Genomic DNA, 16,766 nt, shown 5'->3' on the forward strand with positions numbered 1-16,766 from the left:
CTGCACGTGCATTTTTGGGCCCTGCACTAACCTGATCAGGTGAATTCCGCTGCTGTGCCCGCCGGGCTCGACGACTCCCCGACCCCTTTCCGACGCGCTGTGGGGGTGCTGCGCATCTTGCTCGCCGCGCTCGTGCTGGCCGCTATCGTGACCCAGATCACCGACCAACTCCTGAACGACGCGTTCGACCCTGCCGCGTACTTCGGTTTCTTCACGATTCAGTCCAGCCTGATGAACGTGGTGGTGCTCTTCGTCGGCGGTGTTCTCGCGCTGCGCCTGGCTGCCGAACCCGAGCTGCTGGCGCGGGTGCGGATGTCGACGCTCGCGTACGCCGTGATCACCGGGGTGGTCTACAACCTTTTGCTGCGCAACCAGCCCGCCGACGGCACCTTCGAGGGGCTCACCTGGCCCAACGAGGTCCTGCACGTGTGGGCGCCGGCCCTGATCCTGCTCGACTGGCTGCTGGCACCGGGCCGCCCGGCGCTGGCCTGGAAACGGATCTGGTTCGCGCTGATCTACCCGCTGGTGTGGCTGGCCTATGCGTTGTTGCGCGGCACGTTCACCGACTGGTGGACCTACCCGTTCCTCAACCCCGACGAGCCGGGTGGCTGGCCGTCGGTGTTCCTCTACGTCCTGGTGATCGCCGTCGTCATCGCGGGCATCTCGGCCATCGCGATCGGGCTGAGCCGGCTGGGTCGGCGCACCTCGCCGGATCTGGAGCCGGGATTGGCCTGAGCGTCACCTGCCGTTCACCTCGGCGACGGAGACTGCAGCATGACTAATCCCGTCACGCAGCGAGTACAGGACTACACCGACCTGGTCGCCCATGGCGGCCGTGAGCTGACCGATGCCGTGGCCGTTCTCGCTGCGGGCGACGGGCCGCTCGTGGCGCACGGCCCCGGCGGTGAACATCCGGCCGGCCTGGTTCTCGCGTTGACCCTGCTCGCCGCGGGACTGCCGCACGACGAGGCCGTGGCCGCCGCGCTGCTCGCCGAGCCGCTGCCGGACGCCCTGCGGGCTGCCCTGGCCACCATCGACGCTCTCGGCGGCGCCGAACCGTACCTACTCCGGCACGGACTGACCGTGTCGCACTTCCACGCCCTGCGGGAACGGTTCTCGGGTGACGACGCCGGCCTCGCGGCCGGCGATGTGAGCTGAAGGCTCAGGTCGTCATCACCAGCCGGCGCTGCCGCATGGCCAGGAACAACGGGAACGTGAACGCGAACGCCGTGATCAACCCGAATACGACGTAGGCCCAGCCTGCGCGCATGCCGAGCCGGCGGGCCTCCACGATGATGAAGACGCTGCCGGCGATCGCCGCCACGAGCAGGTCGGTGGTCAGCGACGACACCGCCGGTCCGCTCATGGTCCAGTCGCCGATGAAGTCGCTGGCCTGCATGATCGCCTGGATGTTCCAGGTCCAGGTGCCGATCAGTCCCACGATGGCCAGGGCCAGGTAGACGAACGTCAGGGTCGTCCAGCCCGCGGCGGCGGACGAGGAGGCGGGTTGCGCGGCGGGCTCGGAAGGGGTGCGGCTCATGAACACAGTGTGCCGCGATCCGCTCGATCGCGGCGTGCCTACGGGATTATTTCGCTGTAGCCCTGCGCGGTCACCCTGATCGCGAGCTTCGCCGGGATCTGCTCCTTCATCGACTCGACGTGGCTGATCAGGCCGATGGTGCGGCCGCCGGCCCGCAGGCTGTCGAGGGTACTCATGGCCGTCTCGAGGGTCTCGGCGTCCAGCGACCCGAATCCCTCGTCCACGAAGAGGGTGTCCAGCGCGATGCCGCCGGCCTGGTTGGAGACCACCTCAGCGAGCCCGAGTGCCAGGGCGAGCGACGCGAGGAAGGTCTCGCCGCCGGACAGCGAGTGAGTCGCCCGGGCCCGGCCGGTGTGCTCGTCCCGGATCGCCAGCCCGAGTCCGGCCTGGCTGCCACGGTATTGCAGTGCGTCGTCGTGTTCGAGCGCGTACCGGCCGCCGGTCATGGTGCGCAGCCGGTTGTTCGCCGCGGCGATGATCTCCTCGAGCTGCGCGGCCAGCACGTAGGTCTCCAGCTTCATGCGCTTGGTGTTCGGGTCGTCGCCGTGCACCACGGCGGCGAGCTGACGCACCTGGGCCTGGGTGGTGAGCAGGTCCGCGGCGAGGGCGAACCGGGCCCGGGCATCCCCCACCAGGGCGGTGAGCGCGGTGGCACGTTCACGCAGCGATTCCCGGCGGGCTAGGGCGTCGTCGCGGGCGGCGCCGGCGGCCTGAAGGGCGAGCCGGGTCGGGTCGAGGTCGATGGGGTTCTCGGGCAGCCCGGCCAGGTCGGCCTCGGCCAGCACCCCGCGGGCGCCGGCGAGGTCGTCGTCGTAGGCGCGGATGGCGGCCTGACCAGCCTGCATCTCGGCCGGGCTGAGCCGGGCGAGTCCGGCGGCGGCCTCGTCGGCGAAGCCCTCCTCGTGCAGCTGCGCCACCAGCGCCTCGGTGCGTGCCTCGGCCGCCCGCCGGGCCGACGCGGAGGTGGCCAGCGCGTCGGCCAGTGCGCGGGCGGCGTCGAGCTCGCTGTGCAGCCGGCCGGCCCGCTCGGTGACGCTGTCGAACCCGGCCCGCTGGGCCTGGACGCGGCCGGCGATGCCGTCGCGCTCGGTCCGGCGTTCCGCCAGGTGCACGGTGGCTTCGTCGCGCGCCAGCTGCAGCGGGGCCAGGGCGGCCTGGGCCTCGGCCTGGTCGACGCGCAGGCGGGCCAGCTCGGCCTCGAGGGCGGGCAGCCTGGCGCGGTGGTCGGCAGCCACGGCGAGGGCATCCTCTGCCTGCCGGAGTGCCGAATCGAGCGTGTCGGCATCATCGTCGCCGGCCCGGGTGCGGGCGGCGGTGAGTAGGGTATCGACGTCCCGGGACTGAGTGCGGGCGGCGTCGACGGCCCCCTGCCGGCGACTCATAAGGTCGCGGGCGTCGTCGAGGTCGTCCTCGGTGACGGGTGCGGCGTCGCCGGTCATGGGCGCCGGGTGTTCGGTGGCCCCGCAGACCGCGCAGGGCTCGCCGTCGACGAGACCGGCGGCGAGCTCAACGGCGAAACCGCCGAGCCGGGCGTCCACGAGCTGCTGATAGTGCAGGGCGGCCGCGGTGTTCTCCGCCACGGCCTCCCGTTCGGCGCGGTGTACCCCCACCAGTTCGGTTTCCAGCCGGCGCACGTCGTCGGCCGCGGCCAGTGCAGCCTCGGCCCGGGCCAGTGTCGCTTCGGCCTCCGGGGCGCGGGCGGCGCCGAGGGTCGCCGCGGCGAGGGCATCCGTTGCCGCGTCGATGCGCTCGGGCAGCGCGAGCAGCAGCAGCTTGGCGGCGTCGAGCGCCTCGATCTGGGCGGCCGTGCGGCGCTCGAGATCGGTGATCTGCTGGTCGAGGGCGGGCAGCCTGCGTTCCTCGACGAGCAGGTCGTCGAGGCTTCCGAGCTGGCGCAGCCTGTCGTCGATAAGGGTGCTGAGGCCGGCGGCATCTGCTGAGTCTGCGTCGTCGTCGACAAGCCGCTTCCAGGCGGCCCGGGCGGCGGTCGCTGTGGCCTCGGCCGTGCCGACCGCGGCGTCGGCGTCGATGCGGGCGCGCACCTGCGGCCAGACCCTGGCGGCGTGCTCGGCCAGGCGCAGGGCTTCCCGGCTGCCGAGCATCTCGTTCCCGCGCTCCTCGAGAGCGGTCAGCGTGCGGGCCGCCGCATCCCGGCGGTCCTGGCGTCGGCGCCGGTCCTCGGCGGCCTGGTACTCGGCGGTGGCCGCTGTCAGGGCCGCGGAGGCGGTTTCGGCGTGCCGGGTGGCGGCCGCCAGCCGGCAATCGAGGGTGTCGAGCGCCGCGTCGAACCAGCCGAGGTGGGGGTCGGCCGGGGACTCGGGTCGGGTGTCCTCGTCGTCGTCGCGCCACAGCTGGCGCAGGGTCGCGGCCACGATCCCGTCGATCTCGTGCCGCACCAGCGTCAGCTCGTCGTCGAGCACCTTGCGCCGGGTGAGCAGGTCGGTCTCCAGCTGCTGGAACCGCAGGGTGCCGAACAGGGTGCGGAGCACGGTGAGTCTGTCGTCGGTCTTGGCCAGCAGGAAGCGCTGGAACCGGTTCTGGGCCAGCAGGATCACCTGCAGGAACTGGTCCTGCTTCAACGGCAGGATCCGGCTGAGCTCGGTGCCCACATCCACCGGGCGGGCGGCGATGCCCACCCAGTCGCCGGTGCCGTCGGTGCCGGCGCTGAGCCGCTCGAGGCGCGCATCCGGCTGCGCCGTGGTGGTGCCCACGCCGCGCTTCTTGGCCTTCTCATAGCGCGGGGTGCGGTAGACCCTGTAGGTGTCGCCCTTGAGGGTGAACTCGAGCTCGACGAAGCTCGGGTCGGCCGGGTCGCAGTGGTCGCTGCGCAGCCGCAGTTCGCTGCCGTCGAACCGGGGCACCGAGCCGTACAGGGCGAAGCAGATGGCGTCCAGGATGCTGGACTTGCCCGCGCCGGTCTTGCCGGTGATCAGGAAGATTCCGTCGGCGTCGAAGCGGGTGAAGTCCACCTCCTGCTCGGTCTTGTACGGGCCGAAGCCGGCGATGCGCAGCCGGGTGATCTTCATACGGTGGCCTCGGTGGTATCGCCCAGGACCTCGGCGACCAGCTCTCGCTCGAAGGCGCTCAGGCCCACACCGTTGCGCACGAACTCCAGGAAACCGGCCACGATTTCGGGGTCGCTCTTGTGCTTGACCCGGTCGGAATAAGTGGACTCCTCGGTCGCCTGCGTGATGGTCGGGCGGTGCTCGAGGGCCACACAGTGCGGAAAGCGCTTCTGCAGGGTACGCATGCCGTCCAGCGGCCGCACCCGGTCCGTCAGCACCGCGGCGATCCAGTCGTTCTCGAACGAGGTGAAGGCGTCGTCGTGAGCGAGGGACTCGAGCTCCCCCGTGAGCACCCGCAGGCGCCGGGGAATCGGCAGGTCGACCCACTCGGTCTCGGCCAGTCCGTTCGCATCGAGATCGACGAGCCAGCCGCCGCGGGGCTTGTCGGCCTCGGCGAAGGAGTAGTGCAGCGGGGCTCCCGAGTAGCGCACCCTGTCGGTGATCTGCGCGCGACCGTGGATGTGGCCCAGCGCGACGTAGTCGGGGCCGTCGAAGACGCTCACCGGAACGAGGTCCAGGCCGCCGGCGCTGATGTCGCGCTCCACATCGCTGGCGGCGACTCCCGCTGCGAAGCAGTGCGAGAGCACCACCGAGCGGCCGCCGCGGTCGGCGAGGTCGGCGCGCACCTGCCGCATGGCCAGGCCCAGCACCTGTTCGTGGGTCTTGAGGAGCTCGTCGGGGTAGTGGTGGCGCACCAGGGCCGGTTCGAGGAAGGGGATGCCGTAGAAGTGCACGGGGCCGTGTTCGTCGTCGATCGAGATCGGGGTGCGGTACTGGTCGAACCCGGTGACCACGTGGATGCCGGCGAGCCCCGCCCACTCCGACTGGAAGCCGAGCCGGGTGGCCGAGTCGTGGTTGCCGCTGGTCATCACCACCCGGGCGCCGGTGGCGTGAAGGCGCGACAGGGTGCCGCTGAGCAGGGCGTAACTGTCGGCGGACGGTGTGGCCGAATCGAAGATGTCACCGGCCACGGCGACCACGTCGACCCCGCGTTCGCGCACGATGCCCACGAGGGCGTCGAACACGAGCGCCAAGTGGTCAAGGGTCGGGTGGGTGTGGAAGGTGCGCCCGATGTGCCAGTCACTCGTGTGCAGGATCTTCATATCACTCACGCTACCGTCGGCCACCGACAGTGCTGGCCAGAGCCCCGCGCGTGTACATTCCCCGTCGAACTCGTTTGTCGAAGGTCGACTCGAATGGAGGAAACACCATGGCACGTGTCAGCGGCAAGGTCGCACTCATCAGTGGTGGAGCACGGGGACTCGGTGCCGCGATGGCCCGTCGCCTCGTCGAGGAGGGCGCGCAAGTGGTCATCGGGGATCTGCTCGATGAGGACGGCAAGGCTCTCGTCGCCGAACTGGGCGAGGCCTGCCGGTACGTGCACCTCGACGTGACCCGCGCCCAACACTGGGACGCCGCCGTCGCCGTCGCGGTGGACGACTTCGGCGGACTCGACGTGCTCGTGAACAACGCCGGGATCGTGAACTTCGGTCCCATCGAGGAGTACACCCTGGAGTCCTGGAACACCATCATCGCGGTCAACCTCACCGGGGTGTTCCTCGGCATCAAGGCGGCGGTGCCGATGATCATCCGGTCGAAGGCGGGCTCGATCATCAACGTGTCCTCGACCGCCGGCCTGCAGGGCTACGAGGCGCTCCCCGGCTACGTGGCGGCGAAGTTCGGGGTGCGCGGGCTCACCAAGTCCGTCGCGCTGGACCTCGGCAAGTACAACGTGCGGGTCAACTCGGTGCATCCGGGCGCCATCGCCACCCCGATGACCGCCGGGCTCGATGTGCCGCAGAACCACGTGGCGCTGCACCGCATCGGCCAGGCCACCGAGGTGGCGAACCTGGTGCTGTTCCTGGCCAGTGACGAGTCGAGCTTCTCCACCGGAGCCGAGTTCCTCACCGACGGCGGCGAGCTGAGCGGCCTGTCGCACTATCAATAAGACTCACCATCCCCGGGCCCGCAACCGCCGCGTGATCCGCGCCACCAGGGCGGCCGGGTCCAGCAGGTCGTCGTCGGTGAACTGCAACAGCGGGTACTCGGGGTAGACCAGGTCACCCCTGGCCAGGAACCGGCCGTTCTCGTCGAACACGTTGTCATCGCATTCGGGTTCCGGAAGCCCGGCGAGCACGATGATCACCCGGAGCATCGATTCCCGCGGCGATTCCGAGCGCGTGCGAAGGAGCGGGAGTGCGGCTCTGGCGCGCTGTAAACCCCTGCGACCCGAATAGCCCTCAAATGCAGCCGAGAACCAGTACACCGCGCTCGACGAGGTCGTCGGGCGCGAGCCGGAGCCGATGCCCCAGAACGGCCGGTCGAGGTCGCCACGGACATCCCGCCTTCATTTCGTCTGCGAAGGCGGGAAGTCCGCCACTCACCCCGGGAACTGTCGGCTTGCATTCAGGGATCTTTGTTTATCTGTGTTTATGTTGACAAGCAAAAACAAACGGGTCTAAAGTCAGGAATACAAACTTTTGCGCGACTCCCCCGGGCCGCGTTCTCACCGTCGAGGAGGCCCGATGTTCGCCGAAGAGCGTCAGTCGATGATCGCCGAGATGGTGTCCGACCGCAGCCGGGTCACCGTAAACGAACTGGCCGTGCGCTTCGACATCACCCCGGAGACCGTGCGCCGCGACCTCTCCGCCCTCGAACTGAGCCGGCACCTGCGCCGCGTGCATGGTGGCGCCGTGGCCATCGACCGGCTGAGCATGTCCGAGGCCAGCCTCGAAGAGCGCCAGACCCAGCGCCACGACGAGAAGGCCCGCATCGCCGACGCCGCCCTGGCAATGATCCCTGCGAGCACAACGGGCTCGATCATCCTGGACTCCGGCACCACCACCGAACTGCTGGCCGACCGGCTTCTCGAGTGGACGCCGGCCAACCCCGGCGACCAGCTCCTGGTGATCACCAACGCCCTTCCCATCGCCTACAAGCTGGCCGGCAACGAGGCCATCTCGCTGCAGATCCTCGGCGGCCGGGTGCGCGGCCTCACCCGGGCCATCGTGGGCACCCGCACCACCCAGATGCTCGACGCCATGCGCCCCGACATCGCCTTCGTCGGCGCCAACGGCGTGGCCGCCGACTTCGGCTTCAGCACCCCCGACTCGGTCGAGGCCGCCGTGAAGACCGCGATCGTGCGCTCCGCCCGCCGAGTTGTCGCGCTGGCCGACTCCTCCAAGCTCGACCAGGAAACCCTGGTCAGGTTCGCTGCTCTGAGCGACATCGACGCGCTCATCACCGATGCTCCCCCTTCCGCTGAACTTGCCGCAGCCCTGGCCGCGGCGGATGTCGAGGTCGTAATCGCATGATCGTCACACTCACCCCCAACCCCAGCCTGGACCGCACCATCGAACTCGCCGGCCCGCTCGCGCGCGGCGACGTACAGCGCGCCCTGGACGCCCATCAGGAACCCGGCGGCAAGGGTGTCAACATCTGCCGCGCCCTGGCAGCCTCGGGCATCGAGAGCCTCGCGATCCTGCCCGGAGACGCGGATGACCCGGTGCTGCTCGCGCTGACCGCTCAGGGCATCCCGCACCTCGGCCTGCCGATCGGCGCGACCCTGCGAAGCAACATCGCGATCACCGAACCGGACGGCACCACCACCAAGGTGAACGAACCCGGTCCGGTGTTGACCAACGAGCAGCAGTCCGCCCTGGTGGAGCTCGTCCTCGAGAAGGCCGAGGGCGCCAGCTGGCTGGTGCTGGCCGGTTCGCTGCCACCCGGGGTGCCGGACACCTTCTACGCCGACCTCACCCGGGAGCTCAAGACCCGCTTCGGCGCCGCGGCCCCCAAAGTCGCCATCGACTCCTCAGGTGCCCCCCTGGCCGCGGCCATCAGCGCCGGCCCCGACCTGCTCAAGCCCAACGCCGACGAACTCGCCGAGCTCACCGGCATCTCAGACCCGGACAGCCTCGAGGCCGACCCGCACCTGGCCGCGCGCGCCGCGCAGACCCTGATCACCGCGGGAGTCGGCGCCGTGCTGGCCACCCTCGGTTCCCAGGGCGCCCTGCTGGTCACCGCGCAGGGCTACTGGCTTGCCACTCGTCCCCCGATCGTCGCGGTTTCGACCGTCGGCGCCGGAGATTCTTCGCTGGCAGGTTTTCTGCTCAGCGACCTGGCCGGAGCATCCGCCCCGGACTGCCTGCGTCAGGCCGTCGCCCACGGCGCCGCTGCCGCATCCCTGCCCGGCTCAACCGTGCCGGCCGTGACCCAAACCGACCCCAGCGCCGTCACAGTGACGGCATTTGCTACACATCCAAAGGAGGATGACCAGTGAGTGCACTGATTACCCCAGAGCTCGTTGCTTTGGACCAGAACCTCGGTGCCGCGCCGGCGACCGTGATTCGGCACCTCGCCGAGCTCGTCGTCGGAGCCGGCCGAGCCACCGAGATCGACGGGCTGTACGCCGACGCCCTCGCCCGCGAAGCCAAGACCTCCACCGGCATCCCCGGCGGACTCGCCATCCCGCACTGCCGTTCGAGCGCGGTCACCGAGCCGACGCTGGCCGTTGCCCGTCTGTCCCAGCCGGTCGACTTCGGCTCGGCCGACGGACCCGCCGACCTGATCTTCATGATCGCCGCCCCCGAAGGCGCCGACCAGGACCACCTGAAGATCCTGTCGAAGCTGGCCCGGTCGCTGATGAAGGCCGACTTCACCGCAGCCCTCCGCGCCGCGAAGACCCCTGAGGAGATCGTGACCCTGGTCACCGACATCGTCGCACCGGTCACCGCGGCGACCACAGCCGGAGCGCACTCCACCTCCGCCGCCCCGAGCGTCACCGCGGCGCCCACCGGAGCCGGCACCGAGGGCACCCCGGCCAACGGGGCCCGCCGTCTCGTCGCCGTCACCGCCTGCCCCACCGGCATCGCCCACACCTACATGGCAGCGGACGCGCTCGTCGCAGCCGCGAAGGAGATGGGCATCGACCTGCAGGTCGAGACCCAGGGTTCCGCCGGAGCGACCCCGCTGGCCACCTCGGTCATCGACTCCGCCGACGCCGTCATCTTCGCCGTTGACGTCGATGTGCGCGACAAGGGCCGGTTCGCCGGCAAGCCCCTCGTGCAGTCCCCCGTCAAGCGCGCCATCGACGACCCGAAGAAGATGATCCAGGAGGCTCTCGCCGCCGTGGACAACCCGAACGCCCGCCGCGTCAGCGGTGGCGGCGCGGCGGCATCCGACTCGGTGTCCGAGAACGAGCACATGGGCCAGAAGATCAAGCGTGCCCTGCTCACCGGTGTCAGCTACATGATCCCGTTCGTCGCCGGTGGAGGCCTGCTCATCGCCCTGGGCTTCCTGCTCGGCGGCTACGACGTCACCGGCGTCGCCGACGACGTGGTGCTGCAGAACAGCCTGTGGAACCTGCCCGAGGGAGGCCTGGCCATCTACCTGGGCGCGGTCTTCTTCAAGATCGGTGCCCTGTCGATGGGCTTCCTGGTTCCGGCCCTGGCCGGATACATCGCCTACGGCATCGCCGACCGCCCCGGCATCGCTCCTGGCTTCGTCGCCGGTGCGGTCTCGGGCTTCATGGGTGCCGGCTTCCTCGGCGGCATCGTCGGTGGTCTTCTCGCCGGTGTTGCGGCGGCCTGGATCGGTTCGTTCGATGTTCCGCGCTGGCTCCGTAGCCTGATGCCCGTCGTGATCATCCCGCTGCTGGCCTCGATCTTCGCCTCCGGACTGATGTTCCTGGTGCTCGGTGGACCGATCGCCTGGCTGACCGTCGCCCTGAACGACTGGCTCAGCGGCATGACCGGCGCGTCGGTTGTCATCCTCGGCATGATCCTCGGTCTGATGATGGCGTTCGACCTCGGTGGCCCGGTCAACAAGGTGGCCTACTCCTTCGCCGTCGCCGGCCTGGGTGCCGCAACGCTGGCCAACCAGGCGCCGTGGCAGATCATGGCCGCGGTCATGGCCGCCGGCATGGTGCCGCCGCTCGCGATGGCCCTGGCCACCGTGCTCGACCGCAAGCTGTTCAGCCCTGTCGAACGCGACAACGGCAAGGCAGCCTGGCTGCTGGGTGCGTCGTTCATCTCCGAGGGCGCGATCCCGTTCGCCGCGGCCGACCCGCTGCGTGTGATCCCGGCGAGCATGCTCGGTGCGGCCACCACCGGTGCGCTGACCATGGCCTGGGGTGTCACGTCGAAGGCGCCGCACGGTGGAATCTTCGTGTTCTTCGCCATTGAGAACGTTTTGGGCTTCATCCTGGCGATCCTGATCGGCACCGTCATCTCGGCCATAGCGGTAATCGTGCTCAAGCGCTACGTCCGAAAGACCCCGACTTCGGGGTCCATCCAGCAGAACAACACCCTGGTGACCGCCTAACATTAGTGGGCACCATTAACGCCGAAGAATAGAGGAAGTTCCGTGCAGAGTTTCACAGGAGTAGGGGTCAGCCCCGGACGAATCGTAGGATCCGTCCGGCAGATGCCCAAAGCCGTGAGCGAGCCGCCAGCAGGAGAACAGCTGGCCTCGTCGACGACGGCAGAGGATGCCGCTGTCACACTGCGCGCAGCCGCGAAGGCGGTGCAGGCCGAGCTCAAGCAGCGCTCGGTCAGCGCCACCGGAGCGGGTAAGTCGGTTCTCGAGGCCACCGCACTGATGGCCGCGGACCCCATGCTCATCAAGGGCGCCGTGAAGTTGATCAACACCGGCACCTCCGCTGAGCGGGCAATCTGGGAGTCCGCGGCATCCGTGGCCGAAATGCTGCACAACCTCGGCGGCTACATGGCCGAGCGGGCCACGGACGTCCTCGACGTGCGCTCCCGGATCGTCGCGGAACTGCGTGGGGTGCCCGCACCGGGCATCCCCGCCTCCAACGAACCATTCATCCTCGTCGCCGACGACCTGGCGCCGGCCGACACGGCCACGCTGAACCCGGCCGTCGTGCTGGCCTTGGTCACCTCCGGCGGCGGACCGCAGTCGCACACCGCGATCATCGCCCGCGCCCTCGGCCTGCCGGCCGTCGTCGCCGCGGTCGGTGTGGAAGCCATCGCTGACGGCACCCAGGTCTACGTCGACGGCGCCGCCGGCAGCATCACCGTCGACCCCGACGCCGACCAGCTCGAGGCCGCCACGGCTTGGGCCGCCAACGCCGCCACCCTCGCGGTGTTCTCCGGCGAGGGCGTCATGGCCGACGGTCACCTCGTGCCGCTGCTTGCCAACGTTGGCGGGGCAGCGGATGCCGTCAAGGCCGCCGCCGCCGGCGCCCAGGGCGTTGGCCTGCTGCGCACCGAGTTCTGCTTCCTCGACCGCGACGAAGAACCCACCCTCGACGAGCAGGTCACCGCGTACCGCGGTGTCTTCGACGCGTTCCCCGGCAAGAAGGTCGTCGTACGCACGCTCGACGCCGGCGCCGACAAGCCGCTCCCCTTCCTCACCGACGCGTCCGAGCCGAACCCGGCTCTCGGCGTGCGCGGCTACCGCACCGACTTCACCTCGCCCGGCGTGCTCAAGCGCCAGCTGGCCGCCGTCGCGACCGCCGCAGAGGGCACCGAAGCGGATGTCTGGGTCATGGCCCCGATGATCTCCACCGCCGAAGAGGCCGCAGACTTCGCCCGCATGTGCGGCGAGGCCGGGCTGAAGAACCCGGGTGTCATGGTCGAGGTTCCCTCCGCCGCGTTGACGGCCGAGACCATCCTCGGCGAGGTGAACTTCGCGAGCCTCGGCACCAACGACCTCACCCAGTACGCCATGGCCGCCGACCGCCAGCTCGGCCCGCTCGCCGCGCTGAACACGCCGTGGCAGCCCGCCGTGCTGCGCCTGATCCAGCTCACCGTGGCCGGCTCCGTCGCCGAGGGCAACAACAAGCCCGTCGGTGTCTGCGGCGAGGCCGCGGCCGACCCGGCTCTGGCCGTGGTGCTCGTCGGCCTGGGCGTGAACACCCTGTCGATGACCGCTCGCGCCCTCGCCGCTGTCGCTGCAGTGCTGGCGAAGGTCACCGTCGAAGAGGCCCAGCGCCTCGCCGGCATCGCCCTGGCTGCCCCGAGTGCCCTGGAGGCACGTGCCCGGGTTCGCGCCGAGCTGCCCATTCTCGACGAACTGGGGCTCTAAGCCCCACACGTCAACCGTGCGATGTGCTGCCGCCTCATGGCGTGTGCACATCGCGCGGGCAATACAGTTGTAATCCGTACAGTTTCAGGAGGAACCATGTCAGAACGTACCGCCACCATCGCCAGCCGCGTCGGCCTGCACGCCCGTCCCGCAGCGATCTTCGCTGAGGCCGTCGGCGCACTGCCGATCGAGGTCACCATCGCGCTCGAGGGCGACCCGGCCGACGACGCGATGGACGCGTCGAGCATCCTGTCGCTCATGAGCCTGGGTGCCGCAAACGGCCAGGTCGTCGTGCTGCGCGCAGAGGGCGACGGAGCGGATGAGGCCCTCGAAGGCCTCGTCAAGATCCTCGAGACTGACCTCGACGCCGAGTAGAACCCGCGTCACCGAAAACAGCTCGCTCGCCTCCGGCGGGCGGGCTGTTTTCACATGTGCTGCCAGGTGCGCCGTGATTTAGGCAGATACCCAGTTCCGCGCCGCCGGCCCCGGCTATCGTGTCCCCTATCCTCAACGACGAGCGAATAGGACCTGCCTCATGACCGATCTGCAGAATGACCCCGCGCCGGCCTCTGGACCAGACGCACACAGCATCCAGGACTGGACCGACCTGGGCAAGGAAATGTGGTCGTACCTGACCGGCAAGAGTGCCGTCATCGACTACAGCTTCATCGACATGACGGTCGAGGTTCCCCGCGATATCGGGCCAGACGCGCCACGGGCAATCTGGAAGCTCAATGGCACCCTGAGGGTGACCACGAGCGAGAACCCGGCCGACTAGACCCATGGGCAGCACCCGGCTCGATATCGATCTGGTCTTCTCGATCGACCCGGCCGACGGTGAACCGGCCGAGGACCAGGCCCACGGCACCATTCGTGCGAACGGCCTGGAGATCGAGGTGTTCCTCAGCGATCCCGAACGATTCGTGCGTGCTCGGATGTCATCGCTGCCGGCCCTCCGCAGCCTCGCCGCCGATCTGGCCGAACGCGGACTCGTGGTCTCGGTGAGCGGGCCCGACGGGGTGATCGCACGGATGGGCGCCGTGCAGGCACCGCTTGCCCAGCGTCTGGTCACGAAGTCTCCGCACCTCATAGTGGGCAGCACCGCCGCGGTAAGCCCGTTGCTGCGGCGCTGGCGGCAGCCCACCGCACCGGAGCGGACGCTGCCGCTTCCTCCCCCGACCCCGTTCCCGCTGGTGCCCACCCTGGCCCGGCGCATCCGGCGGCGCGTCACGACCACGCACTACGCCCCCGGAGCCGGCCGGCCGCGCCTGATCTTCGTGGTGGGGTCGGAGTACTGGAATGGCCAGCCGCCGCGGGAATTCGACCTTTTGCCCGGCGTGACCCGGATCGGCAGCGCTGAAGACGCAGACCTGCGTCTGGAGGGGCTGGACGCGTTGCACGCCGAGATCCGGCACGACGAGAACGACGAGTATCTCCTCGTGGCACTCGGCCCTGTTGGCGGCGGCGCCCGAACGGATGACCCGTCGTCGGGCCAGATTCTGCGCACCGGCGCCCGCCTCGAGATGGGTAGCTGGCGCATGGGGTTCTTCCGGGAGGAATACGCCGACCACGGCCGGCCGTTCGGTGGCCGACTCGGCGGGGAGCTCTCGGTACAGAAACCGCAGCCGCCCCGGGACCGGACTACCCGGCGACCTCCGCCGTGACCGGCAATTCTTCGCGTTCGAGGGGCCTGCCCGTCAGCCGCAGGCTGGCGAGAAGCCCCACAACCAGGAACCCGGCGGCCGCGTACGCCGAGTAGCGGGTGCCTTCGCTGAATGCCTCGCGGGCCGCGTCGGCCACTGCCGGGCTCTGGGCATCCAGCGACGGGATGGCTGCTCCCGCGCTGTCGACGACGACATCGACGATCTGCGCGCTCGTCGCCGCCGGCACCTCGAGTTCGTCGAGCCTGGCGTCCAGGGACAGCCCGACCGAGGTGAACAGCACGGTGCCGAGCACGGCGATGCCGAGAGCCGAGCCGATCTGCCTGGCCGTGCTCGAGGTTCCGGAGCCTTGGCCGCTCTGGTCGACCGGCACGTCGCCGAGCACCACGCCGGTGAGTTGGGCCGTGGCCAGGCCGACGCCCATGCCGTAGACGAACAGGAACGGCACGATCGACAGCCACGTCGCGTCCACCGTGATGACGGTGCCGAGGCCCGCCACCCCGAGGATCTCGGCGACGATGCCCACCCGCACGATGGTGAGCGGCGAGACCCGGTTGCCCAAGGCCCCAGCGACGCCGCTGGCCACGAACGATCCGATGGCCAGGGCCAGCAGCACGAACCCGGTCTGCAGGGCGTCGTAGCCGAGCACGTTCTGCAGCCAGAGCGGCAGTGACAGGATGATGCCGAATTCGCCGAGCGACACGATCAGCGCGGCGATGTTGCCGTTGCGGAACGACGGGATGCGGAAGAGCGAGAACGCCAGCAGGGTGGATTTGCCCTGCCGTTGCCGGCGGAGGCCCCACCGGATGAAGGCGGTGCCTGACACCAGGGTGACGAGGAAGGCGACCGGGATGATCGACAGGTCGAACGGCCAGGTCCAATCGCCCAGGGTCGGTGCCGTCTCGGTGAGCCACCAGCCGTAGGTGCGGCCCTCGATGAGGCCGAACACCAGGGTGGCGCTGGTGATCACCGAGAGCACCGCGCCGACACCGTCGATCCGGCGTGGTTCGCCGGCGTCGCGCGATTCGGAGACGAAGACCAGGATCCCGGCAACGATGAGGATGCCCAGCGGCACGTTGATGCCGAAAGCCCAGCGCCAGGAGAAGTAGGTGGTGAGCCAACCGCCCAGCAGCGGGCCGACGGCGACCATACCGCCGATCGTGGAGCCCCAGATGGCGAAGGCGATGCCGCGGTCCCGACCGCGGAAGGTGGCGTTGATCAGCGACAGGGTGGTGGGCAGCACCATGGCGCCGCCGATGCCCTGCACCAGCCTGGCGGCGATGAGCAGGTTGCCGGTCTGGGCCATCGCGGCCAGCACCGACGCCAATGCGAAGATCACTACTCCGGTGAGGAGGATGCGCCGGCGCCCGTAGCGGTCAGCGAGGGTGCCGAAGACCAGCAGGAGGGCGGCGAACACCAGGGTGTAACTCTCCTGCACCCACTGCACTTGGGTGGAGGTGATGTCGAGGTCGTCGATGATCGAGGGGATCGCGACGTTGACGATGGTGGAATCGACGATGATCAGTGCGACGGCGATGCTGATGAAGACCAGGCCCAACCAGCGGCGGCGTGCCCCGGTCATGCGGTGGCCGATGCGGTGGTGTTCAGCCGGCGCGGCGCGCGGATGCGGAGGACCAGCGTGACGACGAGCACCACGACGACCGCCACGATCGCGGTGATCGCTGTGGGGGTGGAGAGCAGGTCGCCGCTGAGCCTCGCGAACGCCACCCAGCCCAGGCCCCAACAGAGGGCGAGGGTGGGGGTGAGCCTGCCGCGGCCGACCACGGCCAGGAGCACGCCGACGAGCCCGGCCACCGCGACGATCAGGACACCCCAGGCATCGGCGGCCAGGCCGAACCCGTCGAAGCCGGCGGCGACGAGGGCTGCCGTGATGTTGGCGGCGGTGGCCACGCACACCCAACCGAGGTAGAGGCCCATGGTGCCGTCGACCAGAACGGTCTCCAGCAGGGACCGCGGGCGGGTGTGAAGGATGATGAGGAAGGCCCAGACCAGCACGGCCAGAAGCAGGACTATCACCGGAACGCTCAGCCAGAGCAGGTCGAACTGCACGCTGAGGATCCAGGCCGCGTTCAGCAGCAGCGAGGCGGCCACGGGGTAGCCGAGGCGGCGCTGGCGGGGGTCGGTCTTCTGCCTCGGCAGGAACTGCCAGATGGCGTAGAGCACCAGCCCGGCGTAGATCGGCGTCCAGATGGCGAAGGCCGGTCCGCCCGGGGCGATCGGAGTGGCATCGGCGGCCAGCGCTCCCCCGGAGGCGTTCTGGATGGGCGTGCCGCCCGCGGCGCCCGAGCCGATGAACGATCCGACGAGGGCGAGGATCGCACTGATCAGGACGGTGCTCTGGCGGAGCAGATCGCGAGATGTGGACATGGGGTTCTCCTCCGTCGCGGCGAATTGGTCAGCTAGCTGACTAACTCACGGTAGCAGTAC

General features: G+C 69.6%; 16 protein-coding genes. 10 read left to right on the forward strand and 6 right to left on the reverse strand.

Annotated features, from left to right (window positions below; all coding sequences use genetic code 11):
• The first annotated feature begins 39 nt into the window (after positions 1–39).
• Together B7495_RS12135 and B7495_RS12140 are read left to right on the forward strand one after the other, a co-directional pair.
• A complete protein-coding gene (locus B7495_RS12135) occupies positions 40–735 on the forward strand; it encodes a Pr6Pr family membrane protein (protein WP_133159786.1) in 696 nt (231 codons plus the stop codon).
• A 39-nt stretch (positions 736–774) separates the two neighbouring features.
• Positions 775–1,158, forward strand: a complete 384-nt coding sequence (locus B7495_RS12140) for a hypothetical protein (protein ID WP_088456794.1) — start codon at positions 775–777, stop codon at positions 1,156–1,158.
• A 4-nt stretch (positions 1,159–1,162) separates the two neighbouring features.
• On the opposite strand, the gene B7495_RS12145 is transcribed toward B7495_RS12140, so the two are convergent.
• From B7495_RS12145 to B7495_RS12155, 3 genes are read right to left on the reverse strand one after another with little or no spacing between them, the layout of a single operon-like run.
• Complete coding sequence (locus B7495_RS12145) at positions 1,163–1,540, reverse strand: DUF2834 domain-containing protein (RefSeq protein WP_088458080.1); 378 nt, start codon at positions 1,538–1,540, stop codon at positions 1,163–1,165.
• A 38-nt stretch (positions 1,541–1,578) separates the two neighbouring features.
• Positions 1,579–4,566: an AAA family ATPase gene (locus B7495_RS12150; protein ID WP_088456795.1), complete on the reverse strand. Its 2,988-nt coding sequence runs from the start codon at positions 4,564–4,566 to the stop codon at positions 1,579–1,581.
• Positions 4,563–5,708 carry an exonuclease SbcCD subunit D gene (locus B7495_RS12155; RefSeq protein WP_088456796.1) on the reverse strand — a complete coding sequence of 382 codons (1,146 nt, stop codon included), beginning with the start codon at positions 5,706–5,708 and terminating at the stop codon, positions 4,563–4,565. The genes B7495_RS12150 and B7495_RS12155 overlap by 4 nt, the downstream gene beginning before the upstream one ends.
• Positions 5,709–5,815: 107 nt before the next feature.
• Here B7495_RS12155 and B7495_RS12160 point away from each other — a divergent pair, with 107 nt between their 5' ends.
• On the forward strand, positions 5,816–6,553 hold the full coding sequence (locus B7495_RS12160) for a glucose 1-dehydrogenase (RefSeq protein ID WP_088456797.1): 738 nt from the start codon (positions 5,816–5,818) through the stop codon (positions 6,551–6,553).
• Positions 6,554–6,556: 3 nt separating this feature from the next.
• Here B7495_RS12160 and B7495_RS12165 read toward each other — a convergent pair whose 3' ends face one another.
• On the reverse strand, positions 6,557–6,751 hold the full coding sequence (locus B7495_RS12165; protein WP_134407960.1) for a hypothetical protein: 195 nt from the start codon (positions 6,749–6,751) through the stop codon (positions 6,557–6,559).
• A gap of 379 nt (positions 6,752–7,130) precedes the next feature.
• Between B7495_RS12165 and B7495_RS12170 the strand changes: the two genes are divergently transcribed.
• From B7495_RS12170 to B7495_RS12200, 7 genes are all read left to right on the forward strand, one after another.
• The gene (locus B7495_RS12170; protein WP_088456799.1) at positions 7,131–7,919 is read left to right on the forward strand and encodes a DeoR/GlpR family DNA-binding transcription regulator; all 789 of its coding nucleotides are present in this window, start codon (positions 7,131–7,133) and stop codon (positions 7,917–7,919) included.
• Positions 7,916–8,887 (forward strand): 1-phosphofructokinase family hexose kinase, encoded by a 972-nt coding sequence (locus B7495_RS12175; RefSeq protein ID WP_088456800.1) that lies wholly within the window; start codon positions 7,916–7,918, stop codon positions 8,885–8,887. Before B7495_RS12170 ends, B7495_RS12175 begins: the two co-directional genes overlap by 4 nt.
• A complete protein-coding gene (locus tag B7495_RS12180; RefSeq protein ID WP_088456801.1) occupies positions 8,884–10,929 on the forward strand; it encodes a fructose-specific PTS transporter subunit EIIC in 2,046 nt (681 codons plus the stop codon). The genes B7495_RS12175 and B7495_RS12180 overlap by 4 nt, the downstream gene beginning before the upstream one ends.
• A gap of 42 nt (positions 10,930–10,971) precedes the next feature.
• Positions 10,972–12,657: a phosphoenolpyruvate--protein phosphotransferase gene (ptsP, locus tag B7495_RS12185; protein WP_088456802.1), complete on the forward strand. Its 1,686-nt coding sequence runs from the start codon at positions 10,972–10,974 to the stop codon at positions 12,655–12,657.
• A 96-nt stretch (positions 12,658–12,753) separates the two neighbouring features.
• Positions 12,754–13,032 carry an HPr family phosphocarrier protein gene (locus B7495_RS12190; protein WP_088456803.1) on the forward strand — a complete coding sequence of 93 codons (279 nt, stop codon included), beginning with the start codon at positions 12,754–12,756 and terminating at the stop codon, positions 13,030–13,032.
• A 160-nt stretch (positions 13,033–13,192) separates the two neighbouring features.
• Positions 13,193–13,435, forward strand: coding sequence for a hypothetical protein (locus B7495_RS12195; RefSeq protein ID WP_088456804.1), 243 nt, complete (start codon positions 13,193–13,195; stop codon positions 13,433–13,435).
• A 4-nt stretch (positions 13,436–13,439) separates the two neighbouring features.
• Positions 13,440–14,321 (forward strand): FHA domain-containing protein, encoded by an 882-nt coding sequence (locus B7495_RS12200; RefSeq protein WP_088456805.1) that lies wholly within the window; start codon positions 13,440–13,442, stop codon positions 14,319–14,321.
• Here the strand turns inward: B7495_RS12200 and B7495_RS12205 are convergent.
• Together B7495_RS12205 and B7495_RS12210 are read right to left on the reverse strand one after the other, a co-directional pair.
• Positions 14,299–15,900 (reverse strand): MFS transporter, encoded by a 1,602-nt coding sequence (locus B7495_RS12205; RefSeq protein WP_088456806.1) that lies wholly within the window; start codon positions 15,898–15,900, stop codon positions 14,299–14,301. The two genes, B7495_RS12200 and B7495_RS12205, sit on opposite strands and share 23 nt — an antisense overlap.
• On the reverse strand, positions 15,897–16,706 hold the full coding sequence (locus B7495_RS12210) for a tryptophan-rich sensory protein (RefSeq protein ID WP_088456807.1): 810 nt from the start codon (positions 16,704–16,706) through the stop codon (positions 15,897–15,899). The genes B7495_RS12205 and B7495_RS12210 overlap by 4 nt, the downstream gene beginning before the upstream one ends.
• Positions 16,707–16,766 lie beyond the last annotated feature (60 nt).

Origin of the sequence: Cryobacterium sp. LW097, assembly GCF_002205495.2 — a bacterium.
GTDB lineage: Bacteria > Actinomycetota > Actinomycetes > Actinomycetales > Microbacteriaceae > Cryobacterium > Cryobacterium zongtaii.

Coding starts and splice junctions, on each gene's coding strand:
- B7495_RS12140 (WP_088456794.1), top strand. CDS start 775: ATGACTAATCCCGTCACGCAGCGAGTACAGGACTACACCGACCTGGTC.
- B7495_RS12145 (WP_088458080.1), bottom strand. CDS start 1,540: ATGAGCCGCACCCCTTCCGAGCCCGCCGCGCAACCCGCCTCCTCGTCC.
- B7495_RS12150 (WP_088456795.1), bottom strand. CDS start 4,566: ATGAAGATCACCCGGCTGCGCATCGCCGGCTTCGGCCCGTACAAGACC.
- B7495_RS12155 (WP_088456796.1), bottom strand. CDS start 5,708: ATGAAGATCCTGCACACGAGTGACTGGCACATCGGGCGCACCTTCCAC.
- B7495_RS12160 (WP_088456797.1), top strand. CDS start 5,816: ATGGCACGTGTCAGCGGCAAGGTCGCACTCATCAGTGGTGGAGCACGG.
- B7495_RS12170 (WP_088456799.1), top strand. CDS start 7,131: ATGTTCGCCGAAGAGCGTCAGTCGATGATCGCCGAGATGGTGTCCGAC.
- B7495_RS12175 (WP_088456800.1), top strand. CDS start 7,916: ATGATCGTCACACTCACCCCCAACCCCAGCCTGGACCGCACCATCGAA.
- B7495_RS12190 (WP_088456803.1), top strand. CDS start 12,754: ATGTCAGAACGTACCGCCACCATCGCCAGCCGCGTCGGCCTGCACGCC.
- B7495_RS12195 (WP_088456804.1), top strand. CDS start 13,193: ATGACCGATCTGCAGAATGACCCCGCGCCGGCCTCTGGACCAGACGCA.
- B7495_RS12200 (WP_088456805.1), top strand. CDS start 13,440: ATGGGCAGCACCCGGCTCGATATCGATCTGGTCTTCTCGATCGACCCG.
- B7495_RS12205 (WP_088456806.1), bottom strand. CDS start 15,900: ATGACCGGGGCACGCCGCCGCTGGTTGGGCCTGGTCTTCATCAGCATC.
- B7495_RS12210 (WP_088456807.1), bottom strand. CDS start 16,706: ATGTCCACATCTCGCGATCTGCTCCGCCAGAGCACCGTCCTGATCAGT.